Annotated in this window: 17 protein-coding genes; 3 read left to right on the forward strand and 14 right to left on the reverse strand. The window is 69.1% G+C overall.

Translation table 11 applies throughout. The features are described 5' to 3' along the window. Positions 1–76: 76 nt before the first annotated feature. The 4 genes from qcrB to ctaE form a co-directional block, all read right to left on the reverse strand. The gene (gene qcrB, locus N7E59_RS00500) at positions 77–1,795 is read right to left on the reverse strand and encodes a cytochrome bc1 complex cytochrome b subunit (RefSeq protein WP_261622950.1); all 1,719 of its coding nucleotides are present in this window, start codon (positions 1,793–1,795) and stop codon (positions 77–79) included. Next, positions 1,792–2,850 carry a cytochrome bc1 complex Rieske iron-sulfur subunit gene (qcrA, locus tag N7E59_RS00505; RefSeq protein WP_261622951.1) on the reverse strand — a complete coding sequence of 353 codons (1,059 nt, stop codon included), beginning with the start codon at positions 2,848–2,850 and terminating at the stop codon, positions 1,792–1,794. The genes qcrB and qcrA overlap by 4 nt, the downstream gene beginning before the upstream one ends. Before the next feature lie 73 nt (positions 2,851–2,923). After that, entirely contained in the window at positions 2,924–3,718 is a 795-nt protein-coding gene (gene qcrC, locus N7E59_RS00510; protein WP_261622952.1) for a cytochrome bc1 complex diheme cytochrome c subunit, read from the reverse strand. A 115-nt stretch (positions 3,719–3,833) separates the two neighbouring features. After that, positions 3,834–4,481 (reverse strand): aa3-type cytochrome oxidase subunit III, encoded by a 648-nt coding sequence (gene ctaE, locus N7E59_RS00515; protein ID WP_261622953.1) that lies wholly within the window; start codon positions 4,479–4,481, stop codon positions 3,834–3,836. Between the two features lie 344 nt (positions 4,482–4,825). On the opposite strand from ctaE, the gene trpD reads away from it, so the two are divergent. Next, a complete protein-coding gene (trpD, locus tag N7E59_RS00520; protein ID WP_261622954.1) occupies positions 4,826–5,911 on the forward strand; it encodes an anthranilate phosphoribosyltransferase in 1,086 nt (361 codons plus the stop codon). Here the strand turns inward: trpD and def are convergent, their stop codons facing one another. The 5 genes from def to N7E59_RS00545 form a co-directional block, all read right to left on the reverse strand. After that, positions 5,912–6,535, reverse strand: a complete 624-nt coding sequence (gene def, locus N7E59_RS00525; protein ID WP_261622955.1) for a peptide deformylase — start codon at positions 6,533–6,535, stop codon at positions 5,912–5,914. It abuts the gene before it with no gap. A gap of 121 nt (positions 6,536–6,656) precedes the next feature. After that, positions 6,657–7,058, reverse strand: coding sequence for a cytochrome c oxidase subunit 4 (locus tag N7E59_RS00530; protein ID WP_261622956.1), 402 nt, complete (start codon positions 7,056–7,058; stop codon positions 6,657–6,659). Further along, a complete protein-coding gene (ctaD, locus tag N7E59_RS00535) occupies positions 7,058–8,782 on the reverse strand; it encodes an aa3-type cytochrome oxidase subunit I (RefSeq protein WP_261622957.1) in 1,725 nt (574 codons plus the stop codon). Before ctaD ends, N7E59_RS00530 begins: the two co-directional genes overlap by 1 nt. Positions 8,783–8,784: 2 nt before the next feature. Next, positions 8,785–9,654, reverse strand: coding sequence for an aa3-type cytochrome oxidase subunit II (gene ctaC, locus N7E59_RS00540; protein WP_261622958.1), 870 nt, complete (start codon positions 9,652–9,654; stop codon positions 8,785–8,787). Positions 9,655–10,008: 354 nt separating this feature from the next. Next, positions 10,009–10,398 (reverse strand): HesB/IscA family protein, encoded by a 390-nt coding sequence (locus N7E59_RS00545; protein ID WP_261622959.1) that lies wholly within the window; start codon positions 10,396–10,398, stop codon positions 10,009–10,011. Between the two features lie 159 nt (positions 10,399–10,557). Here N7E59_RS00545 and N7E59_RS00550 point away from each other — a divergent pair, with 159 nt between their 5' ends. Next, entirely contained in the window at positions 10,558–11,154 is a 597-nt protein-coding gene (locus N7E59_RS00550; protein ID WP_261622960.1) for a DUF3043 domain-containing protein, read from the forward strand. Between the two features lie 2 nt (positions 11,155–11,156). Here the strand turns inward: N7E59_RS00550 and N7E59_RS00555 are convergent, their stop codons facing one another. Further along, a complete protein-coding gene (locus N7E59_RS00555; RefSeq protein WP_261622961.1) occupies positions 11,157–12,293 on the reverse strand; it encodes a quinone-dependent dihydroorotate dehydrogenase in 1,137 nt (378 codons plus the stop codon). Positions 12,294–12,362: 69 nt separating this feature from the next. On the opposite strand from N7E59_RS00555, the gene N7E59_RS00560 reads away from it, so the two are divergent. Further along, positions 12,363–13,376, forward strand: a complete 1,014-nt coding sequence (locus N7E59_RS00560; RefSeq protein ID WP_261622962.1) for an alpha/beta hydrolase — start codon at positions 12,363–12,365, stop codon at positions 13,374–13,376. Positions 13,377–13,419: 43 nt separating this feature from the next. On the opposite strand, the gene N7E59_RS00565 is transcribed toward N7E59_RS00560, so the two are convergent. The 4 genes from N7E59_RS00565 to era form a co-directional block, all read right to left on the reverse strand. After that, positions 13,420–14,235 (reverse strand): isoprenyl transferase, encoded by an 816-nt coding sequence (locus N7E59_RS00565; RefSeq protein ID WP_261622963.1) that lies wholly within the window; start codon positions 14,233–14,235, stop codon positions 13,420–13,422. Positions 14,236–14,297: 62 nt separating this feature from the next. Beyond that, complete coding sequence (gene recO / locus N7E59_RS00570) at positions 14,298–15,032, reverse strand: DNA repair protein RecO (RefSeq protein ID WP_261622964.1); 735 nt, start codon at positions 15,030–15,032, stop codon at positions 14,298–14,300. A gap of 21 nt (positions 15,033–15,053) precedes the next feature. After that, positions 15,054–16,796, reverse strand: coding sequence for a 2-isopropylmalate synthase (gene leuA / locus N7E59_RS00575; RefSeq protein WP_261622965.1), 1,743 nt, complete (start codon positions 16,794–16,796; stop codon positions 15,054–15,056). Positions 16,797–17,075: 279 nt separating this feature from the next. Next, on the reverse strand, positions 17,076–18,056 hold the full coding sequence (era, locus tag N7E59_RS00580; RefSeq protein ID WP_261623277.1) for a GTPase Era: 981 nt from the start codon (positions 18,054–18,056) through the stop codon (positions 17,076–17,078). Positions 18,057–18,094 lie beyond the last annotated feature (38 nt).

Below are 18,094 nucleotides of genomic sequence, written 5' to 3' on the forward strand. Positions count from 1 at the left end.
ACCCACGACGACGGCGGGCCGCCTCCGAGCTGATGCTCAGGGGCGGCCCGCCGCATCGGTGCCGTCGGCCGAGGGGTCAGTGGTGTCGTGCACCGACCTGACCCTGGGAGGCCGACGCCTCGATGCCCGCGTCGTGGGGCTCGTGGTGGTCGTGGGAGAGCGCCTCGAGGTACTCCTCCCGCGACACCGGGGCCACACGGTCCTCGAAGAACCAGCGGTTCAGGCTCGCCCGCATCTTCTCGGTCCGGGTGACCTTGCCCTTCGCGTTCGGCACCGGGCCGCTCGGCTCCGGCGACTCGAAGGCCACGAGGGTGTACAGCTCGTAGTCGTTGAGGCGGCTGTGCTTCTCGCGGAACTCGCCGTGCGGGAGCACCTCGATCACACCCGCCTCATTGCCGTGGAGGACGATCTCCCGATCCTTGCGCTGCAGTGCCAGGCACACGCGCTTGGTCACGATGTAGGCGATGACCGGTCCGACGAAGATCAGCACCCGCGACCAGTAGGTGATGTCGTTCAGCGACAGCTGGAAGTGGGTGGCGATCAGGTCGTTCGCGCCCATGCCCCACATGATGCAGTAGAACGTGGCGACCGCGGAGCCGACGGCCGTACGGGTGGGCACGTTGCGCGGGCGGTCCAGCACGTGGTGCTCCCGCTTGTCTCCGGTGATCCAGGCCTCGACCCACGGCCAGATGAACAGGCCCAGGAACATGACGGCCACGGGGATCATCGGGATCAGCACCGGCAGGGCGAGGTTGTTCGCGCCCCACGGCATCGGCAGGAGCCACTCCAGGGAGAAGTCGCCCAGGTAGCCCGGCATCAGACGCAGCACACCTTCGAACGGACCGATGTACCAGTCCGGTTGGGCGCCGGCCTGGACCGGGGACGGGTCGTAGGGTCCGTAGTTCCACAGGGCATTGATCTGGAACGTCCCGGAGATGCCGGCCAGGATGCCGAAGACGATGAAGAAGAAGCCTCCGGCCTTGGCCGCGTACACGGGCCCGACGGGGTATCCGACCACATTGGTCTCGGTGCGGCCCGGGCCCGGGTACTGGGTGTGCTTGTGGATGACCACCATGAACAGGTGGATCGCGATGAGCACGAGGATGAGCGCTGGGATCACCATGATGTGCAGGGCGTACAGGCGCGGGATGACCTCGTTGCCCGGGAACTCCCCGCCGAAGAGGAAGAACGAGATGTAGGAGCCGACCACGGGCAGCGCCTTGATCATGCCGTCGATGATCCGCAGGCCGTTGCCCGAGAGCACCTCGTCCGGCAGCGAGTAGCCGGTGAAGCCGGCACCCATGCCCAGGATGAGCAGCGAGCAGCCGACGACCCAGTTGAGCTCACGCGGCTTGCGGAAGGCGCCGGTGAAGAAGACGCGCAGCATGTGGATCGCCATGGCGGCGACGAACAGCAGCGCGGCCCAGTGGTGCAGCTGTCGCATGAACAGGCCGCCCCGGACGTCGAAGGACAGGTCGAGGGCCGTGGCGTAGGCCACCGACATCTCCACGCCCTGCAGCGGGGCGTAGGAGCCGTCGTAGGTGGTCGACGACATCGACGGGTCGAACCAGAAGGTCAGGAACGTGCCCGAGAGGATCAGGATCAGGAAGCTGTAGAGCGCCAGCTCACCGAACATGAACGTCCAGTGGTCCGGGAAGATCTTCCGACCGAACTCACGGACGATGCTCGTCCCGCCGACCCGCTGGTCGACGTAGTCGGCGATCCGACCGGTCCGCGTCGCGGGCCGGTGCTCCTCCGCGACGGCCCCAGGAGACTCAGATGTGTGGGTGCTCATTTCTCGCCTCGCTCCCAGTATGTCGGGCCGACAGGTTCGGTGAAGTCGCTCTGCGCGACCAGGTAGCCCTCATCGTCCACGGAGATGGGCAGCTGGGGCAGCGGGCGCCCGGCCGGTCCGAAGATCACCTTGAACTCGTTGGCCGCGTCGAAGGTGGACTGGTGGCAGGGGCACAGCAGGTGGTGGGTGTGGCGCTCATACAGCGCCACGGGGCAGCCGACGTGGGTGCATACCTTGGAGCAGGCGATGATCCCGTCGTAGGTCCAGTCCTCGCGGCCCTCCGACACGGTCTCGATGTCGTCGGGGTTCATCCGCATCAGCAGCACGACGGCCTTGGCCTTCTCGGTCAGACGGTCACCGTGGCCGGGGACGTCGCGGAGGTTCTCAGGCACCACGTGCATGCTGGACCCTACGGTCATGTCGGCGGCCCGGATCGGAGTGCCGGTGGGGTCGCGGACGAGCCGGACCCCCTCGTCCCACAGCGAGTGGCGCATACGCTCGACGCCGAAGTCGTCGGACTGGTCGAGGTCGCGGAACATGACGATGCCCGGCAGCGGGGCCAGGAGCACCGCACCGATCAGCGTGTTGCGGATCAGCGGGCGCCGCTTGATGCCGGACTCCTCGAGCACGTCGCCGACGATCTTCTCCGCCTCCTGGCGCTCGGACTCCTTGCGCAGCGGCTTGCGGGCCTCCACCAGCTCGTGGTCCGGCATCAGCGTCTTCGCCCAGTGGACGACGCCGAGGCCGATGCCGAGCATCGACAGGGCGACGCCGACGCCCAGCAGCGTGTTCTGCAGGCGCAGCATCTGGAGGTCCTCGGTCAGCTCGATCGCGAAGTAGGCGACGAACACCGTGATGGTGCCGATGATCGAGAGGAGAAACAGCACGAAGACCTGGCGCTCGGAACGCTTGGCGACCTGCGGGTCTTCGTCGGCCAGCCGCGGACGGTGCGGCGGCAGCCCGGGGTCGGCGATGGCGTATCGGCCGGGATCCCCCTCACCGGCTCTGATGACGGCGCCCGGCTCGTTCGGGTCGCCGTGACCGTGCTCGCCCATATGGTTCTCGTCCTTTGCTTCAGTGTGTGCAGTGCGGGTGCGTGTGTGCGGTGCTGGTGTCCGCCGAGGGTGCTCAGGAGGAGCGTGACGTCAGCCAGACCATCGAGGCGATGATCACGGCGATGCCCCCCGTCCAGAGGAACAGGCCCTCGGAGACCGGACCCAGCGAGCCCAGGGAGAATCCGCCCGGCGTCCCCTGCGACTCGTAGGTCTTCAGGAAGGCGATGATGTCCTGCTTGTCCTCCGGCGGGATGTTCGCGTCGCTGAAGACCGGCATGTTCTGCGGCCCGGTCGTCATGGCCTCGTAGATGTGGCGCTCCTCGACGCCGTGGAGGCTGGGGGCGAACTTGCCCTCGGTCAGCGCACCGCCGGCCGCCGCCGCGTTGTGGCACATCGCGCAGTTGATGCGGAACAGCTCACCGCCGCGGGCGGGGTCGCCCTGGTCCACGTCGAGGTACTCGTCGTCCGGAACCGCAGGGCCGGCGCCGAGGGACGCCACATAGGCGGCCAGCTGCATGGTCTGCTCGTCGTTGAACTGCGGCGGCTTCTTCTGAGCCTGCGGACCGTGCATCTGCATCGGCATGCGCCCGGTGCCGACCTGGAAGTCGACCGAGGCCGCGCCCACACCGACCAGGGAGGGTCCGTTGTCGGTGCCCTCGGCGTTGATGCCGTGGCAGGTGGCGCAGTTGGCGACGAAGAGCCGCTCACCCTCGTCGACGTCGGCGCTGGAGTAGTCCTCGGTGCTGCTCGCCTGGGCCTCGTTGATCGTCGTGGCGGCGGCGTAGAGCCCGCCGGTGATCAGCAGTCCCAGGAGGAGCAGCGCCACTCCGGCGAACGGGTGGCGGCGCCTCTGCGAAAGTGCCTTCACGTGCCGTGTCCTAACTTCTCGGTGCGAGGTCCGTCTGTCAGCTCAGCGGCTGCGCTGCGGGCCGGGTGTGCGGTTGTCTGCGTCTGCGTCGGAGTCTCCGGGCTCCCGTCCGGTGCTAGACGAAGAACGGCAGGATGTAGACGACGCCGAAGAGTGCGATCCAGACGACGTCCACGAAGTGCCAGTAGTAGGAGACCACCACGGCGGCGCTGGCCTCCTTATGGGTGAACTTCACGCTGAAGTACGCGCGGGCGATCACGAAGAGGAAGGCCACCAGGCCGGCGATGACGTGGATGCCGTGGAAGCCGGTGGTGATGTAGAAGGCCGAGCCGAACGCGTCCGCCGGAATGGTGATCCCCTCGGACACCAGGACGGCGAACTCGTAGGTCTGCCCGGCGATGAACAGGGAGCCGAGGATGAAGGAGAGGATGTACCACTCGACCATCCCCCAGTGCTTGATGCTCATCATGGACCCCGTCCGGCGCGGCTGGTGGCGCTCGGAGGCGAACACCCCGAACTGGGCGGTGACCGACGAGGAGACGAGGATGACGGTGATGGTCAGGGCAAGCGGCACGTCGAGCAGCGCGCTGTTCTCGGCCCACATCTGGGGCTCTGCGGAGCGCAGGGTGAAGAACATCGCGAAGAGGCCGGCGAAGAACATCAGCTCGCTGGTGAGCCAGACCATGGTTCCGACGGACACCATGTTCGGGCGGTTCGGCAGGGTGCGAGCCGGAACATTGGGAGCTTGGGTTGCAGACGTCACGGACTCATTATGGCCCGAACCGTGACGTGTTCGCTAACGACGCACTGCGGCGTGGCGCGGCGACCGGGTCCGACACCGGGCCCGGTGCCCCGTCATTCCCAGCATCCGCCCAGCTCTCGCGCCCTCCGGGAGGCGCAGAAATTTCTACGAAACGTAGTAGATCGACCGATTGTGACGTCTCGGAGACCTTCGGCGACCGACGACTCTGCCGCCTCCCCGGGCGGCTCGGACCATCAGTGTGCCCGGCTCCCCTGGACATCGGCTGACGGACCGCTGATCCTCAGCTGTCGGCGCACCGTGCCTCACGGCCGGGCATCCGCGGCACGCGTACTAGGCTGGTGGCCGTGACTTCCTCCACCCCTGAAGGTCGTGGTCCTGTCCCGACGGCCGAGACCGCAGCCGTCGAGACCTGGCCGGGCCTGCTCGAACATCTGCTGCGCGGTCGGGACCTCTCGGAGTCCACCGCCTCCTGGGCGATGGACCGTCTGATGTCCGGCGAGCTCGGCGACGTCGAGGTGGCCGGGTTCCTCACCGCCCTGCGCGCCAAGGGAGAGACCCCTGAGGAGCTGCTGGGTCTCAGCACGGCCATGCTCCGTCATGCGGTGCCGATCAGCGTCGCGGGTCCCACTCTGGACATCGTCGGCACCGGCGGCGACGGCCTGGGCACGGTGAACATCTCGACCATGTCCTCACTGATCGCGGTCGGAGCCGGTGCCCGGATCGTCAAGCACGGCAACCGCGGCGCCTCCACCACCGCCGGCGCCGCGGATGTGATCGAGGCCCTGGGCGTGGACCTCTCGCTGTCCGCCGAGCGGCTGGCCGACTGCGCCGAGCAGACGGGCATCACCTTCCTCTTCGCCCAGCAGTTCCACCCGTCGATGCGGCACGTCGCCCCGGTGCGTCGTGGTCTGGGGGTGCGCACCGTCTTCAACTTCCTGGGTCCGCTGTCGAATCCCGCCCGGGTCTCGGCCCAGGCGCTGGGCTCGGCCCATGAGCGGCTCGCGCCCCAGATGGCCGAGGTCATGGCGCGGCGCGGGATCCGAGGGATGGTCTTCCGCGGCCGTGACGGCCGGGACAAGATCACCACATCCACCGAGACCGATCTCTGGGAGGTCCGCGGCGAGGGGGTGACCCACCACGTCATCGCTCCGGAGGACTTCGGACTCCCCCGCGTGGAGGTCGATGCGCTGCGCGGAGGCGACGGTGACCACAACGCGGCAGTGGTGCGCGGACTTCTGGCCGGTGAGGCGGGTCCGGTGAGGGATGCGGTCCTGCTCAATGCGGCCGCCGGCCTCACCGCGTGGTCACCAGACGCCGACGCACCCCTGACGGAACGCCTGCGCACCCATCTCGACGTCGCCGCGGAATCGCTGGACTCGGGGGCCGCGGCCGCCGTCCTCGACTCGTGGGTACGGTTCAGCCGAAGCTGATCACTGCCCGCCCGCGGATGCGGCGGACTCCTCGGGACGGTCAGGATCGTCATGGCCGAAGGGGTCCGGGTCCTCCCCCGGCATCCAGCTCAGTCCCGGAACTCCCCAGCCCTCTCGGCGACGGGCACGACGCCAGCGCCTGGTCCACTGGGGGTTCAGCCGGTCGACGTAGAGGAAGCCGTCGAGGTGGTCGTACTCGTGCTGCATGATGCGCGCGAACCATCCCTGCGCCTCGAAGCGCACCGCCGTCCCGTCGAGGTCGGATCCCATCAGCTCGACGTGCTCGCTGCGGCGCAGCGGGAAGCCGAGCCCCGGCACGGAGAGGCAGCCTTCGGTGTCTTCGTCGGCGTCGGGAGCCGTCTGTGCGGGTTTCGAGATCATACGCAGCCGCGGGTTGATGAGCACCCCCTGCTCGGGAACGTCCCCGGTCTCGGCGTAGCGATAGGTGAAGATCCTGAGCCCGACGCCGATCTGCGGCGCCGCCAGGCCCACGCCGTTGGCCGCGTCCATGGTCTCGTACATGTCGCCCACCAGACGCCGGATCCCGTCGTCGATCTGGTCGACCTCGTCGGCGCGGCGATGCAGGACAGGTTCGCCGCAGACGGCGATGGGACGGATGGTCATGGTCCACGATCCTATCGGCTCTGCGCGGCCCGGCGGACTCCGTCGGGCCGCGCAGGACGGCGTCGGGGCCGCCGAGGGCTCAGATGCCCTCGACGACCCCGACGGTCGACGGACCGAACGCTCAGTGTGCGTAGTGCTTGCGGTTGTACTCCATGACCCAGCCGACGGTGAAGAACAGCGTCGGCACCAGAGCGATGCCGACCACCCACCAGTCGTATGCCAGGCCGAGCACGAGGAACGCGCATGAGGCGCCGAGGCCCAGGGGCCACCAGCTCCACGGCGCGAACTCGCCGTAGTTGCCGCTCATCTCATAGATCTCCCCGTCGCTCCGGTCCGAGTCCATGACCTCGTGGTTCTTGGCCGTCATGCGGAGGTAGTACCAGAGCATGAAGCCCAGACCCGCGCTCAGCAGCAGCAGCGGGAAGCCGGCGAGCTCGTCGAACCCGGTGACGAATCCGTAGATGAACGCGACGATGAGCAGGAAGACCCCGAGGCCCAGGAAGACTGCGATGTTCGTCCTCATCAGATTCCTCCCTTGTCCTTCTGGTCAGCCGGTCCGAAGACCTTGCCGGCCGGTGACTGCAGCGTATGCCGTTCGGCGAGCTCCGGGTGGTGCAGGTCCAGAGCCGGACGCTCCGAGCGGATGCGCGGCAGCGAGTAGAAGTTGTGCCGGGGCGGCGGGCAGGAGGTCGCCCATTCGAGCGACCCTCCGAAGCCCCACGGGTCGTCGACCAGGACGCGGCGGCCCTTGCGGTGGGTGACCCACACGTTCCAGAAGAACGGGATCATGGAGGCGCCCAGCAGCATGGAGAACACCGTGGAGAACTGGTTCATCGCAGTGAACCCGTCCTCGACGAGGTAGTCCGCATACCGACGGGGCATACCCATCACGCCCAGCCAGTGCTGGATCATGAACGTCCCGTGGAAACCGATGAACAGCATCCAGAACTGGATCTTGCCCAGACGCTCGTTGAGCATCTTCCCGGTCCACTTCGGCCACCAGAAGTAGAACCCGGCGAACATCGCGAAGACCACGGTGCCGAAGACCACGTAGTGGAAGTGCGCGACCACGAAGTAGGTGTCGGAGAGGTGGAAGTCCAGCGGCGGCGAGGCCAGGATGACACCGGTCAGTCCGCCGAAGAGGAAGGTGACCAGGAAGCCGATGCTCCAGAGCATGGGGTTCTCGAAGGTGATCGAACCCCGCCACATCGTGCCGATCCAGTTGAAGAACTTCACTCCGGTCGGCACTGCGATGAGCATGGTCATCAGCGCGAAGAACGGAAGCATCACAGCACCGGTGACGTACATGTGGTGCGCCCACACCGTCACCGACAGCGCCGCGATGGCGATCGTCGCGTACACCAGGCCCTTGTAGCCGAAGATCGGCTTACGGCTGAACACCGGCAGGATCTCGGAGATGATGCCGAAGAACGGCAGGGCGATGATGTACACCTCGGGGTGGCCGAAGAACCAGAACAGGTGCTGCCACAGGATCGCACCGCCGGCCTCCGGGTCGAAGATGTGGCCGCCGAGGCGACGGTCCATGCCGAGGCCGAACAGCGCTGCGGCCAGCGGCGGGAACGCCATCATGACCAGGATCGAGGTGATCAGCGTGTTCCAGGTGAAGATCGGCATGCGCCACATGGTCATGCCCGGGGCCCGCATGCAGATGATCGTGGTGATGAAGTTGACTCCACCCATGATCGTGCCGAACCCGGTCAGGCCGAGGCCGAAGACCCACAGATCTCCGCCGACCCCCGGCGAATAGGTCGTATCGGACAGCGGCGCATAGGCGAACCAGCCGAAGGCGGCCGCACCCTGTGGGGTGAGGAAGCCGACCATGGCCACCAGCGAGCCGAAGAGGAAGAACCAGAAGGCCAGCGCGTTCAGACGCGGGAAGGCCACATCCGGAGAGCCGATCTGCAGCGGCATCATCACGTTGGCGAAGCCGGCGAACAGCGGTGTGGCGAACATCAGCAGCATCACCGTGCCGTGCATGGTGAACAGCTGGTTGTACTGCTCCTTGGTCTGCAGCAGCTGCATCCCCGGCTCGAAGAGCTCGGCCCGGATCAGCAGCGCCATGACGCCGCCGACGCAGAAGAAGATGAAGGAGGTGATCAGGTACATGTACCCGATGACCTTGTGGTCGGTGGTCGTCAGCCAGCTGACGACGATGCTGCCCTTGGAGCGGGGCACCACGCGCGGTCCGACCGCGCCGTCATCCGTGGTGTATTCCAGAGTCGCCACGATCAGTCCCCTTCGTCCGTGGTCACGTCGTCGTCCAGGTTCGGGTTGCGGTCGTACTCGTCCCCGAGCTGGCCCTCAGGCAGGGTCTGGAGGTACTGCTGGAACTCGTCGGCGGAGACGACCTCCACGTTGAACAGCATCTCCGAGTGGAACTCGCCGCAGAGCTCGGCGCACTTCCCCTGGAAGGTGCCCTCCTCCTGCGGAGTCAGGTCGATCCGAGTGGTCTTGCCCGGGATCATGTCCCGCTTCTGCAGGAACGCCGGCACCCAGAACGAGTGGATGACGTCGCGGGAGTTCAGTTCGAAGGTGACCGACTCGTCCACCGGCAGGTAGAGGGTCGGCAGGGTGTCCTCGACTCCCTCCTCACCGGTCAGGTGGGCCTGCACGCCGGCGTAGTACCGCTCTTCGTCGCCGTACTGGTAGTTGAAGTCCCAGGCCCACTGCTTGCCGCGGACGTCCACGACGAGGTCCGGGTCCTCGTTCGGCTCGTCCACGGAGCGCTGCACCTGGTCGGTGAAGTAGAAGAGCACGCCGACCATGATGATCGGGACGATCGTGTACATGATCTCCAGCGGGACGTTGTAGGCCAGCTGGCGGGGGTAGCCGGTCTCGCCCCTGCGGCGGCGATAGGCGACCATGCACCACAGCATCAGGCCCCACGTCAGCAGGCCCACGCCGAGTGCGGCGATCCATGAGTTGACCCACAGGTCCGTCAGCTCTGCGGTGTTGCTGGTGGTCTCCCGGCTCCCGGGCAGCCAGCCCCGCTGGACCTGCTCCGAGCATCCGGTCAGGACCAGCGCCGCTGCCGCGGCGGCCGTGATCCCTCGGGCTGCGCGGCGGCCCCGGCTGACGGTTCGCTTCTCCGAACTCACAGACGGCCCTTCCTCTTCTTGGTGTGCGATGTGATCGACGCGCCCGGTGCCGTGCTCCGCCCGCCTGAAGCGGTGCGTGCCGCGGGGTGGAGTGCGCCCCCGCACGTGTCGAGAACAAGATTACTACCAACTGTAGACGTTCGCTCCGACCGAACACATGCTGTGACACGGCTGAACGCGCAGCGCTGCGGTGTGTTCCGCAGCGCCCACGGAGGGGCCTGACACACGGAGAGGCCGCCGACCGCACCCCGCTCGGGGTTCCGGTCGGCGGCCTCGTCGTCGGCGGGCGTCGGCGGCGGCCGTCCCTCGTCGACGAAGATGTCGCGACTGTGACGGCGCCGACGCCGGGACGGCTCAGTGGAAGGAGTCGCCGCAGGCGCAGGAGCCGCCCGCGTTGGGGTTGTCGATGGTGAAGCCCTGCTTGGAGATCGAGTCTTCGAAGTCGATGGTGGCACCCTCGAGGTAGGGCACCGACATCTTGTCCACGATGACCTCGACGCCGCCGAAGCCGCGCACGGCGTCTCCGTCGAGGAGCCGCTCGTCGAAGTAGAGCTGATAGATCAGTCCGGAGCATCCGCCCGGCTGGACCGCGACGCGCAGACGGAGGTCCTGACGTCCCTCCTGCTCCAGCAGTGCGGCGACCTTCGCGGAGGCGGCGTCGGTGAGCTCCACCTGGTGGGACTTCAGCTGCTCGTCCAGCTGCCCGGTCTCGGCGCCGGCGGTGTCCTGGGTGGGAGTGGTCATGGGAGGTGCACCTCTCTCGGTTCGGCTCATCATCCCGTGGGGCATCTCGTCTTCACGGTATCAGGAGGTCCAACGCCTCACCGGCCGTCTCCATTCCCGCCGGACCCGACGCGGAGCGCCGCGGGGCCGGGGCGCCGCGGCACCGATAGACTGGGCCACGTGTTTGGACGTAAGAGGAGAACGGAAGAGCCCGCGCAGCCCGTCGAGGAGGAGTCGGTCGAGAACCCGGCAGCCCGCCGCGGACCCGAGCCGAAGGGCCGCCCCACCCCGAAGCGACGGGATCAGGTCGCCGCGCGCAAGCGACCCCTGGTGGCCGACGACCGCCGCGCGGCCCGAGAGTCTCAGAAGCAGCACATCCGCGAGATGCGCCAGAAGCAGCGGGTCGCGCTGGAGACCGGCGACGACCGCTACCTCCCCCCGCGGGACCGCGGGCCGCAGCGGCGCTTCGCCCGGGACTGGGTCGATGCACGCACCGGGCTGGGCGAATGGATGCTGATCCTGGTGCTGGTCTTCCTGTTCACCTCGCTGCTGTTGCCGGAGGACGCCCGGATCGTGATGAGCCAGGCCCTGTGGCTCCTGGTGCTGCTGGTCCTGGTGGAGTGCTGGTACGTCGCCCGGTCGGTCCGCAAGCGCGTGGAGGCGAAGTTCGGCGGGATGGAGCGGGGCATCCGCTTCTACGCGGCGATGCGGGCGCTCCAGATCCGTCGCCTGCGCCTGCCGAAGCCGCTGGTCGCCCGCGGCGAGTTCCCGGCCTGACCTCAGGTGCGCCGGCGCAGCCGGACCAGTCCCCGATTGATGCGGTGGGCCCACAGCGGCCCCCGGTAGACGAATGCGGTGTAGCCCTGGACCAGGTCCGCACCGCGGGCCAGCCGTTCGGCCACGTCGTCGGCATCGGTGACCCCGCCCACCGAGACCACCGCGACCTCCTTCGGGAGACGGTCGCGCAGCCGAGCGAGCACCTCCAGGGACCTTGCGGCGAGCACAGGGCCGCTGAGACCTCCGGCCCCGGCGTCGGCCACCGTGACGTCCGAGGCGGTGAGCCCCTCCCGCGAGACGGTGGTGTTGGTGGCGATGATGCCGTCGAGCCGCAGGTCCGTCGCCAGGTCCGCCACGGCGTCGACGTCGTCGTCGGCCAGGTCCGGGGCGATCTTCACCAGCAGGGGGACGTGGCGTGAGGCCGACCGGCGGGCGGCGTCACGGACCGCACCGAGGAGGGGACGAAGCGCCTCGATGTCCTGCAGCCGGCGCAGCCCGGGCGTATTCGGCGAGGACACGTTGACGACCAGATAGTCGGCCCACGGCGCCAGGGTCCGAGCCGAGGTCAGGTAGTCCTCGGCGGCCTCGTCGAGCGGAGTCGCCTTCGTCTTGCCGATGTTCACCCCGACCACCGGCGCATGACGCCCGGCGGCCCGCCGAGCCTCCGTCCGCGCACGCAGGGCCCGCAGCCTGCGGCCGACGGCCTCGGCGCCGTCGTTGTTGAACCCCATGCGATTGATCAGGGCCCGATCACCGATCAGCCGGAACAGCCTCGGCCGATCGTTGCCGGGCTGCGCATGGGCGGTGACCGTGCCGACCTCGATGTGACCGAAGCCGAGGGCCGCCAGGGGGAGGACGGCGTCGGCTCCCTTGTCGAATCCGGCGGCCAGGCCGAAGGGCGAGGGCCACCGCAGGCCCATCGCCTCGACCTCGAGATCGTGGGCGGGCCGGGTCATCCGCTCCAGCGGGCGCAGGGCCCCGCACTGCGCGGCGGCCCTGAGTCCGGCCACGACCAGCCGATGTGCGCTCTCAGCCTCCATCCGGGCGAACACCCGGCGGAACAGCACCCCGTAGATCCGCCCCCCATCCTCCGGGGGGCGTCGCAGGGACGGAGGCGCGTCGTCGATGCGGGCACTCATGGGTCCATCCTATGACCCGAAGAGGCCCTCTCCTCCGCCCCTCCACGGCGTCGTCCCTAGGATGGAGCCATGGAGGACCCTGAGACGCAGCTGTGGGAGGACTCGCCCGCCGGCGAGTGGGTGACCGATCTGCTGCCGGGGTGCTCCCGGATGACCCTGCCGCTCGGAGAGGATGATGAGGGGCCCGTCTCAGCCACGCTGGTGCGCCTGGACTCCTCGGTGACGTCGGCCGACTCCGCGACGGCGCCGGTGCTGCACCTGCACGGATGGACCGACTACTTCTTCAACCTGCCGATGGCCGAAGGCCTCGCGGCCGCAGGGCGACCGTTCTACGCCCTCGACCTCCGGAAGTACGGCCGCAGCCTCCGACACCACCAGACCCCGGGGTACGTCGACGATCTGCGGACCTACCAGGTCGAGCTCGAGGCCGCGGCCGAGGTCATCGCCGCCGCGCACCCCGGCGCGCCGGCGCCGATCGTCCACGGCCACTCCACCGGAGGACTCACCGCCGCACTGTGGGCGGCCGACCGTCCCGAGCGCCTCAGCGCGCTGATCCTCAACGCACCGTGGCTGGAGCTGCCCGGCGACGTGGCCGCTCGCACCGCGGTCGAGGGCCTGCTGGCGCCGCTGAGCCGCCTGGACCCCAAGCGCGCCCTGCATTCGCCGCCGGTGTCGACCTATTGGATGTCGCTCTCGGCGGAGTCGCACGGCGAGTGGCGGGTCCACCCGCTCTGGCGTCCGCCGCAGTCGTTCCCCATGCGGCCGGGCTGGCTGCGGGCCGTCCTGGCCGGCCACGGAGCGGTGTACCGTGGGCTCGGCGTCGCCGTGCCCGTCCTGGTGCTGCTCTCGGACCGGACCGTCTACCGCCGCGGATGGACCGAGGACATGCGGCACAGCGATTCCGTGCTCGACGTCGATCTGCTGGCCCGCCGGGCTGTTCGGCTCGGCCCCACGGTGACTGTGGCGCGCCTCCCCGGAGCCATGCACGACGCCTTCGCCTCGTCCGAGCCGATCCGGACGCAGGCCCTCGACGCCGTCCGCCGCTGGCTGCGCGCCTACGGCCCAGAAGTCACGCGGCCCTGACACCACGCGACCCTGGCACCACGCAGTGCTGGTCCTCGGCGCCTCAGGCCTGGGCCGGGACCTGGTCCACCGCGCCGCCGTACCGACGGTCGCGTCGTGCATAGATCTCCAGGGCCTGCCACAGGGTTCGGCGGTCCACATCCGGCCACAGCACGTCGAGGAACACGAACTCGGCGTAGGCCGACTGCCAGAGCAGGAAGTTGGAGATCCGCTGCTCGCCGGAGCTGCGGAGGAAGAGGTCCACGTCGGGGAGGTCGGGCTCGTCCAGGTGTGCGGCGATCGTCGCCTCTCTGATCCGTGCGGGGTCGAGGGTGCCCGCGGCGGCCCGGCGCGCGATCTCCCGGACCGCGTCGGTGATCTCCGCCCGTCCCCCGTAGTTCACGCACATGGTCAGGGTGCAGGTGGTGTTGTGTCGGGTGAGCTCCTCGGCCGCCTCGAGCTCGGCGATGACCGAGCGCCACAGCTTGGGCCGTCGTCCGTTCCACCGGATCCGCACGCCCCACGAGTCCAGCACATCGCGCTGGCGCCTCAGGACGTTGCGGGAATAGCTCATGATGAAGCGCACCTCCTCCGGAGAGCGCTTCCAGTTCTCGGTGGAGAAGCCGTAGACGCTGACATGCTCGACGCCGGCTTCGACGGCCCCGGCGACGACCTCCATCAGCGCGTCCTCGCCCGCCCGGTGACCCTCGGTGCGCGGCAGTCCGCGCTGATTGGCCCAGCGGCCGTTGCCGTCCATCACCACCGCCACATGGCGGGGCACCAGCTGGGCCGGGAGCCGCGGGGCGGTCTCACCCGACGGGTGGGGCGGCGGCGGGACGGGCGCGGCGGCGGATCCGGTGCGGGTGCGAGCAGAAGGCATGCGCCCCATTATGCCGCCCGGAGCCGGGCCCGCCGGCCCGGCCTCGCGGCGGGCGCGTCCGCTCATCGGACGCCGAGCCGCCGCTCCAGCTGATGCTGGGCGTAGCCGAGGACGACCTCGGCGGCCTCATGACGATGGGCAGGACCGGCCCCGCGGGCCCCGACCCAGTCCCCGGCCTGCAGCGCCCGCAGGAGCACCACCGTGCCGTGATCGACCCGAGGCGCGCCCGGAGGTCGGCAGTCCTCACAGGTGGGCCCGCCGAGGGCGGGGCTGAAGGCCGGCTGCTCCCCCGGAGTCCCGCAGGCCACGCATGCGTCCCAGGAGACCGCCCACCCGGCACGGGCCAGGGCGCGCAGCAGATAGGAGCTCTGCACCGCATCAGGGGGGTGGACGCCCCGCGCGAGCGCAGACACCGCTCCGTGCAGCAGGGCGAACTGTGCGCGGGAGTCGTCGACGTCGGTCTCGGAGAGTCGTTCGGCGGCCTGGGCCAACGTGTGCGCGGCCAGGTACTTCTCGTAGTCTGCGACGATGGCCGCCCCATAGGTGCCCTTCGACACGGCCTGGGTGACGATGTCCAGGCTCCGACCGTGCACGAACTGGACGTCGGCGGCCATGAACGGCTCCAGCGTGGCCCCGAACTTCGAGGTCGTCCGGCGCACACCTCTGGCCACCGCACGCACCAGGCCGTGACCGGGTGTCAGAGCGGTGATGATCCGGTCGGCCTCCCCCAGGTCGTGGGTGCGCAGGACCACTGCGGCGTCGCGGTAGCTGCGCGAGGCGAACGTGGTTCCGGCCATCGGTCCCGGCGCTCCTGAGCCTCAGACCTCGACGGTGCGCAGCGCCCGATTCGCCGCGGACACCACTGCCTTCAGCGACGCCGTCGAGGTGTTGTGGTCGAGGCCGACGCCCCACAGGACACGGTCGCCGATCGCGCACTCCACGAAGGCGGCGGCCTGGGCGTCTCCGCCCTGGCTCATCGCGTGCTCGGAGTAGTCGAGCACGCGCACGTCCACCCCTTCCCTGCCCAGCAGCTGGACCAGGGCGTCGACGGGCCCGTTGCCCTCGGTGCTGCGGCTTCCCCACTCGCCGTCCACCTGCAGGTCGAGCTCCATGGAGAACCGGCCCTCGGCCGTGGTGGTGGTCTCGACCCGGCCCAGGCGGAACCGTCCCCACTGCGGCTCGCCGTCGGAGGCCGGGAGGTACTCGTCGGTGAACATCCGCCAGATCTCGTCACCCGAGACCTCACCGCCTCCGTCGTCGGCGCGGCGCTGGATGACCGCGGAGAACTCCACCTGGGCGCGGCGCGGCAGGTCGATCCCGTGCTCGGACTTCAGCAGGTAGGAGACCCCGCCCTTGCCGGACTGGGAGTTCACCCGGATGACGGCCTCGTAGCTGCGGCCGACGTCCTTCGGGTCGATGGGCAGGTAGGGCACCGCCCACATCGTCTGCTCCACCGCCCGGCCGTCCGCCTCGGCCTTCCGTTCGAGATGCGCCAGGCCCTTGTTGATCGCATCCTGGTGGGATCCCGAGAAGGCGGTGAAGACGAGGTCGCCCCCGTAGGGCGAACGCTCCGGGACCGGCATCTGGTTGCAGTACTCCACGGTGCGCCGGATGTGCGCCATGTCCCGGAAGTCGATCTGCGGGTCCACACCCTGGCTGAAGAGGTTCATTCCCAGGGTCACCAGGTCCACGTTTCCGGTGCGCTCTCCGTTGCCGAACAGGCAGCCCTCGATGCGGTCGGCGCCGGCCATGTATCCGAGCTCGGCTGCGGCCACACCGGTCCCGCGGTCGTTGTGCGGGTGCAGGGACAGGATGACGGAGTCCCGGTGGCGCAGGCTGCGGTGCATCCACTCCACGGAGTCGGCGTACACGTTCGGCGTGGCCATCTCCACCGTGGCGGGGAGGTTGATGATCATCTTCTGCTCCGGTGTGGCCCCGAAGACCTCGATGACCTCGTCGCAGATCCGGGCGGCGAACTCCAGCTCGGTCCCGGTGAACGACTCCGGGGAGTACTGGTAGACGATGGGCGTCGACGAGGTCATCTGCTCCTGATACTTCAGGCAGAGCCTGGCGCCCTGGGTCGCGATGTCGACGATGCCGTCCTCGTCCTGGCCGAAGACCACCTCACGCTGCAGGATCGAGGTGGAGTTGTAGAGGTGCACGATGGCCCGGGGCGCCCCCTCGATCGCCTCGAACGTCCGCTCGATGAGGTGCTCACGTGCCTGGGTGAGGACCTGGATGGAGACGTCGTCGGGGATGCGGCCGCCGTCGATCAGCTGACGGACGAAGTCGAAGTCCGTCTGCGAGGCCGAGGGGAACCCGACCTCGATCTCCTTGTAGCCCATGGAGACGAGCAGTTCGAACATCCGGTGCTTGCGCTCCGGCGACATCGGATCGATGAGCGCCTGATTGCCGTCGCGCAGATCGACCGCGCACCACCGGGGTGCGTCGGTGATTACCCGGTCCGGCCAGGTCCGATCCGGCAGGGACACCGTGATCTGGTCCTGGAACGGCAGGTACCGGTGGTACGGCATCGGGGAGGGCTTCTGGTGGTTGCGCATGATCGTCATCCTAATGCGGTCGGTCCGTACGAGGTGGGGCCGAGCAGGGACTCCGGCGGGCCGGCGGGGTCCGCGGATCCGGTGGGGCTCCGCAGTCGGGGATTCGGCCGGGCAGGCGGCGCGTCGTCCGTCGGGGCGTGGGGCTCAGCGGCCCGGACGCATGCGCACCTGCGCATCCCCGCTGCGGCGGAGAAGTTCGCGTAGTCGTAGGGTGCGCAGGTGGTGACTCACAGGCGCCACGCTAGCATGCCGGGTGCGCGGTGCGGGACGCGGCGGCCCTCAGAATCCGAGGCGGCCGAGCTTCTTCGCGTCGCGCTGCCAGTCCTTGGAGACCTTCACGTGGACGTCGAGGTGGACCGGAGTCCCCAGCAGTCGGGTGATCCCCTGCCGGGCCTGGGAGCCGATGGCCCGCAGCCGGGAGCCCCCGCGGCCGATGATGATCGCCTTCTGCGAATCGCGTTCGACGTGGATGCTCACATGGACGTCGAGGAGCGGACGGTCGGCCGGACGACCGTCGCGGGGCAGCATCTCGTCCACGGTGACGGCGATCGAATGCGGCAGCTCGTCGCGCACGTCCTCCAGCGCCGCCTCACGCACCAGCTCCGCGACCATCACCGCCTCGGGCTCGTCGGTGAGCTCCCCCTCGGGGTAGAGGGGCGGGGACGTCGGAAGCATGGACACCAGCTCCTCGGCGACGACGTCGACCTGCTCGCCGGAGACCGCCGAGACGGGGATGATCGCGGCGAAGCCCTCGGACTGGGCCCTCTCGCCGGCCAGGTGCTCGCGGCCGAGCAGGTCGGCGGCGAGGAGCTGCTCGGCCAGGCGGTCCTTCGGGACCGTGTCGGTCTTGGTGACCAGGGCGACGACCGGCTGGTGGGGCACCTTGGTCAGCTGGGCGGCGATGAACCGATCGCCCGGACCGATCTTCTGGTCGGCCGGCAGGCAGAAGCCCACCACGTCGACCTCGGAGAGGGTGTCCACGACCAGATCGTTGAGCCGCTGACCCAGCAGCGTCCGGGGTCGGTGCAGCCCGGGGGTGTCGACGAGGACGAGCTGCGCATCCTCCCGGTGCACGATCCCTCGGATGGTGTGCCGCGTGGTCTGCGGCTTGGACGAGGTGATCGCCACCTTCTGTCCGACCAGCACGTTGGTCAGGGTGGACTTCCCGGCGTTGGGACGGCCGACGAAGCTGGCGAAGCCGGCTCGGAAGTCCTCCCCGTGCTCGGCGAACCGAGGGGCGGGCCCGAGGGCGGCCTCCATGCGGGCGTCGAGGCTCGCCGCCTCCGCCTCGCCGTCGG

Source organism: Nesterenkonia marinintestina (assembly GCF_025420485.1).
Lineage (GTDB): Bacteria > Actinomycetota > Actinomycetes > Actinomycetales > Micrococcaceae > Nesterenkonia > Nesterenkonia marinintestina.

Excerpts from the sequence above, each read along its gene's own strand:
- qcrB (WP_261622950.1), bottom strand. The coding sequence starts at position 1,795 with ATGAGCACCCACACATCTGAGTCTCCTGGGGCCGTCGCGGAGGAGCAC.
- qcrA (WP_261622951.1), bottom strand. The coding sequence starts at position 2,850 with ATGGGCGAGCACGGTCACGGCGACCCGAACGAGCCGGGCGCCGTCATC.
- def (WP_261622955.1), bottom strand. The coding sequence starts at position 6,535 with ATGACCATCCGTCCCATCGCCGTCTGCGGCGAACCTGTCCTGCATCGC.
- N7E59_RS00530 (WP_261622956.1), bottom strand. The coding sequence starts at position 7,058 with ATGAGGACGAACATCGCAGTCTTCCTGGGCCTCGGGGTCTTCCTGCTC.
- N7E59_RS00545 (WP_261622959.1), bottom strand. The coding sequence starts at position 10,398 with ATGACCACTCCCACCCAGGACACCGCCGGCGCCGAGACCGGGCAGCTG.
- N7E59_RS00555 (WP_261622961.1), bottom strand. The coding sequence starts at position 12,293 with ATGAGTGCCCGCATCGACGACGCGCCTCCGTCCCTGCGACGCCCCCCG.
- N7E59_RS00560 (WP_261622962.1), top strand. The coding sequence starts at position 12,363 with ATGGAGGACCCTGAGACGCAGCTGTGGGAGGACTCGCCCGCCGGCGAG.
- N7E59_RS00565 (WP_261622963.1), bottom strand. The coding sequence starts at position 14,235 with ATGCCTTCTGCTCGCACCCGCACCGGATCCGCCGCCGCGCCCGTCCCG.
- recO (WP_261622964.1), bottom strand. The coding sequence starts at position 15,032 with ATGGCCGGAACCACGTTCGCCTCGCGCAGCTACCGCGACGCCGCAGTG.
- leuA (WP_261622965.1), bottom strand. The coding sequence starts at position 16,796 with ATGCGCAACCACCAGAAGCCCTCCCCGATGCCGTACCACCGGTACCTG.
- era (WP_261623277.1), bottom strand. The coding sequence starts at position 18,056 with ATGGAGGCCGCCCTCGGGCCCGCCCCTCGGTTCGCCGAGCACGGGGAG.